This is a genomic window from Nostocoides australiense Ben110, from assembly GCF_001050535.1.
Lineage (GTDB): Bacteria > Actinomycetota > Actinomycetes > Actinomycetales > Dermatophilaceae > Nostocoides_A > Nostocoides_A australiense.
On sequence record NZ_HG764815.1, the window covers coordinates 3213836 to 3218098 of the forward strand.

Annotated in this window: 5 protein-coding genes; 3 read left to right on the top strand and 2 right to left on the bottom strand. The window is 70.1% G+C overall.

Annotated features, from left to right (window positions below; all coding sequences use genetic code 11):
- The first annotated feature begins 136 nt into the window (after positions 1-136).
- Complete coding sequence (locus tag BN11_RS15580; protein WP_048699207.1) at positions 137-628, top strand: FABP family protein; 492 nt, start codon at positions 137-139, stop codon at positions 626-628.
- Positions 629-647: 19 nt separating this feature from the next.
- On the opposite strand, the gene BN11_RS15585 is transcribed toward BN11_RS15580, so the two are convergent.
- Entirely contained in the window at positions 648-1658 is a 1011-nt protein-coding gene (locus BN11_RS15585; protein WP_048699210.1) for an LCP family protein, read from the bottom strand.
- 64 nt (positions 1659-1722) lie between these two features.
- Between BN11_RS15585 and ygfZ the strand changes: the two genes are divergently transcribed.
- Entirely contained in the window at positions 1723-2763 is a 1041-nt protein-coding gene (gene ygfZ, locus BN11_RS15590) for a CAF17-like 4Fe-4S cluster assembly/insertion protein YgfZ (RefSeq protein WP_048699213.1), read from the top strand.
- Positions 2764-2783: 20 nt separating this feature from the next.
- On the top strand, positions 2784-3608 hold the full coding sequence (locus BN11_RS15595) for a BKACE family enzyme (protein WP_048699216.1): 825 nt from the start codon (positions 2784-2786) through the stop codon (positions 3606-3608).
- Positions 3609-3692: 84 nt separating this feature from the next.
- Here the strand turns inward: BN11_RS15595 and dtd are convergent, their stop codons facing one another.
- Positions 3693-4127, bottom strand: coding sequence for a D-aminoacyl-tRNA deacylase (gene dtd, locus BN11_RS15600; RefSeq protein ID WP_048699220.1), 435 nt, complete (start codon positions 4125-4127; stop codon positions 3693-3695).
- Positions 4128-4263: the final 136 nt, after the last annotated feature.

Here is a 4263-nt window from a genome sequence, read left to right on the forward strand (position 1 = left end):
TCGGCGCCGCTCGCCACGGCGGTGGCGGCGACGGTCAGGGCCTGGTTGGCGCGCTCCAACGCCTCCTCCCCGCAGGTGAGCTTGACGAGCAGGTGGGGGGCTGGCGATGTCATAGCGCCAGACTACGATCGATACCGTGTTCACCCTCGACGAGAGCATTCACGAGCAGGTCCGCCCGCTGGCCTGGCTGATCGGGCGTTGGGAGGGCGCGGGGGTCGTCGGCTATCCGACGATGGAGTCGCGCAATTTCGGGCAGGAGATCGTCGTCGAGCACGACGGGCGGCCCTTCCTGCGCTGGCAGACGCGCAGTTGGCTGCTGAACGAGGACGGCACCATCGACCGGCCGGCGTCGACCGAGATGGGTTTTTGGCGGGTGGCCGGCGATGAGGCCGAGCTGCTGCTCGCCCACCCGACGGGCATCCTCGAGCTGTATTTCGGGCCGGTCGAGCCGGCCCGGATCAGCCTGAAGACCGATGGGGTGCTGCGCAGCGCACACGCCAAGGAGTACAACGCGGCGACGCGGCTCTATGGGCTGGTCAACTCCAACCTGATGTGGGCGATGGACATGGCCGCGGTCGGCACGCCGCTGACCAGCCACGCCTCGGCGGAGCTCAAGCGCGTCGAATAGGACCACCCGTGCGGGTGCGTCACTTGTCGGCGAGGTACTCCTCGACCTTGTCGTCCTGCAGGGCGAGCGCGAGGCTCTCCATCCGGGGCTGGTCGAGGATGTCGATGGCGCCGCCATTGGGCGCGGTGCCGTAGCCGGAGAAAGGGGCGGTGATGAAGACGATGTCGTCGCCGCGCAGATGGCGCATCGCTATCGCCTCGGAGCGCAGGAACTTGCCGGTCAGGCCCTTCGAGACGACGGCATTGTCCGTCGCGGCGTTGATGAACGAGGTGAGCTTGACCGGATTCAGCACGACGCCGGGGCTGAGGGTCTTGACCATCAGCGCCTTGACGAAAGCCATCTGGCGCCGGCCGCGGGAGATGTCGCCCTCCTTGAGCTGGTAGCGCTCGCGGACGAACTGCAGGGCCTGCTCACCGTTGAGGTTGTTCCAGCCCTTCTGGATGGTGAAGCCGGACTCCTTGCTCGCCTCCTCGGCATACACCCGGACCCCGCCGACGGCGTCGGTCATCCGCTGGAACCCGTTGAAGTCGATCTTGGCGGCATGGTCGATCTTGACGTGGGTGAGGTTCTGCAGCGTCTTGGCGAGCAGGGCGCCGCCTCCGTAGGCGTATGCCGCGTTGATCTTGTCCTTGCCCCGCCCCGGGATGTCGACGTAGAGGTCGCGGGGGAAGTGGATCAGGTAGACCTTGTCCCTCTTCTCCGTGACGTGGCCGAGGATGATGACGTCGCTGCGGCCGGCGTCGCCGGGACGGGCGTCGGAGCCGATGATCAGATAGTTCGTGCCCGGTGACTCGACCAGGGGTTCGCTCTCCTCGTCCGCCGGGTCGGCGTTGTCGTTGCCCTGGGCCGCGTCGGGCGGCAGGAGGGTGTCGTCGACGGCGATATGGGAGATCCGGTTGTTGAGATAGAGCACGAACCCACCCATGGCGCCCACGGCGAGCAGTGCCAGGCCGAGGAGGACCGCGAGGATGCGCCGCCCTCGGCGTCTCGTGCGCGGCGGGGATGCCTGATCGGGGAGGCTGTGCGACACCGCTGCAGTGTACGAGCAGACGCTGAGCGGGGTAGGCCCGCTTTCGACCTGGGATCATGGACGTATGACCGTGCCTGCCCCGCCTTCTGCCACCTCACCGCTGCTGGCCCGCGCCGGGGCGGTCGCCGGAGACGGGGTCGAGGGTGGCGTCGCCATTCATTACGGCGATCCGTTGCGGGAGCAGCGGCTGCTGGTCGAGGGCCTCGCGGCCGTCGATCTGTCCCACCGGGATGTCGTGACCGTCACCGGCCCGGACCGGCTCTCCTGGCTGCATTCGATGACAACACAACACCTGGCCGGCCTGGCGGCCTGGACCTCTCGGGAGTCCCTGGTGCTCTCGCCGAAGGGGCATATCGAGCACGATCTGCACCTGGTCGACGACGGCGAGACGACGTGGATCACGCTCGAGCCCGGCACCGGCGCGGCCCTGGTCGAGTGGCTGGCGAAGATGCGCTTCATGCTGCGGGTCGAGCCCGAGCTGGTCACCGAGCGGTATGCCGTGCTCGGCGAGCCCATCGGGCGCGAGTTCGCCCCGGGAGACCCGGCCGGCGTGGCGGCCTGGCGCGATCCGTGGCCGGACCTGGTGGGGGACACCGCGGCATACGGTCCCGTGGAGCACCCGGCGACCGGCCGTGCGTGGCGCGAGCTGATCGTGGCCCGCGAGGATCTGGAGGCGGCGGTCGGGGACCGGCCGCTGGCGGGGATGTGGGCGGCCGAGGCGCTGCGGGTGGCGGCGTGGCGGCCGCGGCTCGGCTTCGAGACCGACCACCGCACCATCGCGCACGAGGTGGACTGGCTGCGCACCGCGGTGCACCTGCACAAGGGGTGTTATCGGGGTCAGGAGACGATCGCCCGGGTGCACAACCTGGGCCGCCCGCCGCGGCGGCTGGTCTTCCTCCACCTCGACGGCTCCGGGCACACGCTGCCCGAGCGCGGGGCGGCGATCGAGCTGGACGGCCGGCCGGTGGGGCACCTGACCAGCGTCGCCCGGCACTACGAGGACGGGCCGATCGCCCTCGGGATGATCAAGCGCAACACCCCGGTCGACGCCGTCCTGCATGCCGGCGACATCAGCGCCGCCCAGACCGTGATCGTCACCCCCTGACGACCCGCCATGATGGGGGCATGAGCACCCTGATCACCGTGGCGCCCACCGGCGCCGAGCATGCCAAGGCCGACGTCCCCCAGCTGCCCACCACCCTCGAGGAGCTGGTCGAGACGGCGCGCTCGTGCGAGGCCGCGGGCGCGGCCATGATTCACCTGCACATCCGCGACGCCGAGCACCGGCCGACGCTTGACGTCGGGCTGCTCACCGCGGCGGTCGACGCGGTGCGGGAGGCGACGGACCTGATCGTGCAGCTGTCGACGGGCGGCTCGGTGCATGACCCGCTGGAGAACCGGCTCAAGGTCCTCGACGCCGCTCCGGACTCGTGCAGTTTGACCTGTGGGACAACGAATTTCGGCGATGACGTGTTCATGAACCCGCATGGCTTCATGAGTGAGCTCTATGTCCTGGCGCAGGAGCGTGAGGTGGTGCCGGAGTTCGAGCTCTTCGAACTGGGGCATGTGGCGGCGCTGTCGCGGCTGATCAACGCGCACGGGCTGCCCTATGGCGGCACGGTGCACGTCGACTTCGTGACCGGCGTCCCCGGCGCGATGCCGGGCACGCCGGCGGCGCTGATGGCGGGGGTCGCGATGCTGCCGCCGGAGGTGACGAGCTGGTCGGCCACCGGCATCGGCCGCACTCACCTGCCGATCCTCGCGACGGCACTCGCCGCGGGCGGCCACGCCCGGGTCGGGATGGAGGACAATATCGTCTACGCCAAAGGTCAACTCGTGCAAGACAATTCGGAGCTCGTCGCCCGCGCCGCCCGCCTCGCGACCGAACTCCAGCGCCCCCCGATGACCACCACCGAGGCCCGCGCCTTCCTCGGCATCAAGGCGCGCTGAGGCCCCGGCTCCCCACGTAACCTCTGCTACTAGGAGAGGTTACGTGGGGACGCCGAAGTGCCTTGAGCGGCAGGGAGATCCGGCTCAGGGGGTGGCCGTGTCGAGGATGATGGTAACGGGGCCGTCGTTGGTGAACTGCACGGCCATGTCGGCACCGAAGACGCCCTCGTGCACCGGCAGGCCGTATGCCGCGAGCGCGCGCCCGAGGTCAGCGACGAGGGGCTCGGCGACCGGGCCGGGGGCGGCGCCGTTCCACGACGGGCGCCGGCCCTTGCGGGTGTCGGCATAGAGCGTGAACTGGCTGATGAGCAGCACCGGCGCACCTTCGTCCTGCGCCGAGCGCTCGTCTCGCAGGATCCGCAGCTGGGCGATCTTGCGCGCCAGCCACTCCACCTGATCCGGTCCGTCGTCGTGGGTGACCCCGGCAAGCACCACGAGCCCCGGCCCGTCGAAGCCCGAGATGCGCTCTCCCGCAACCGAAACGCTCGCGCCGTGCGCGCGCTGGACGACAGCTCTCACGGCAGCGTCACACGCCGACGGCGACGACCGCGCCGACCGGCTCACCATGCCCGAGCACGGGCGCGTCCTCCAGCGTTTCGTATGCCGCGGACTCCACCCCGAGCGCACGCAGCACCGCCGCGAGGATGACCGGCCG

Coding starts and splice junctions, on each gene's coding strand:
- ygfZ (WP_048699213.1), top strand. CDS start 1,723: ATGACCGTGCCTGCCCCGCCTTCTGCCACCTCACCGCTGCTGGCCCGC.
- BN11_RS15595 (WP_048699216.1), top strand. CDS start 2,784: ATGAGCACCCTGATCACCGTGGCGCCCACCGGCGCCGAGCATGCCAAG.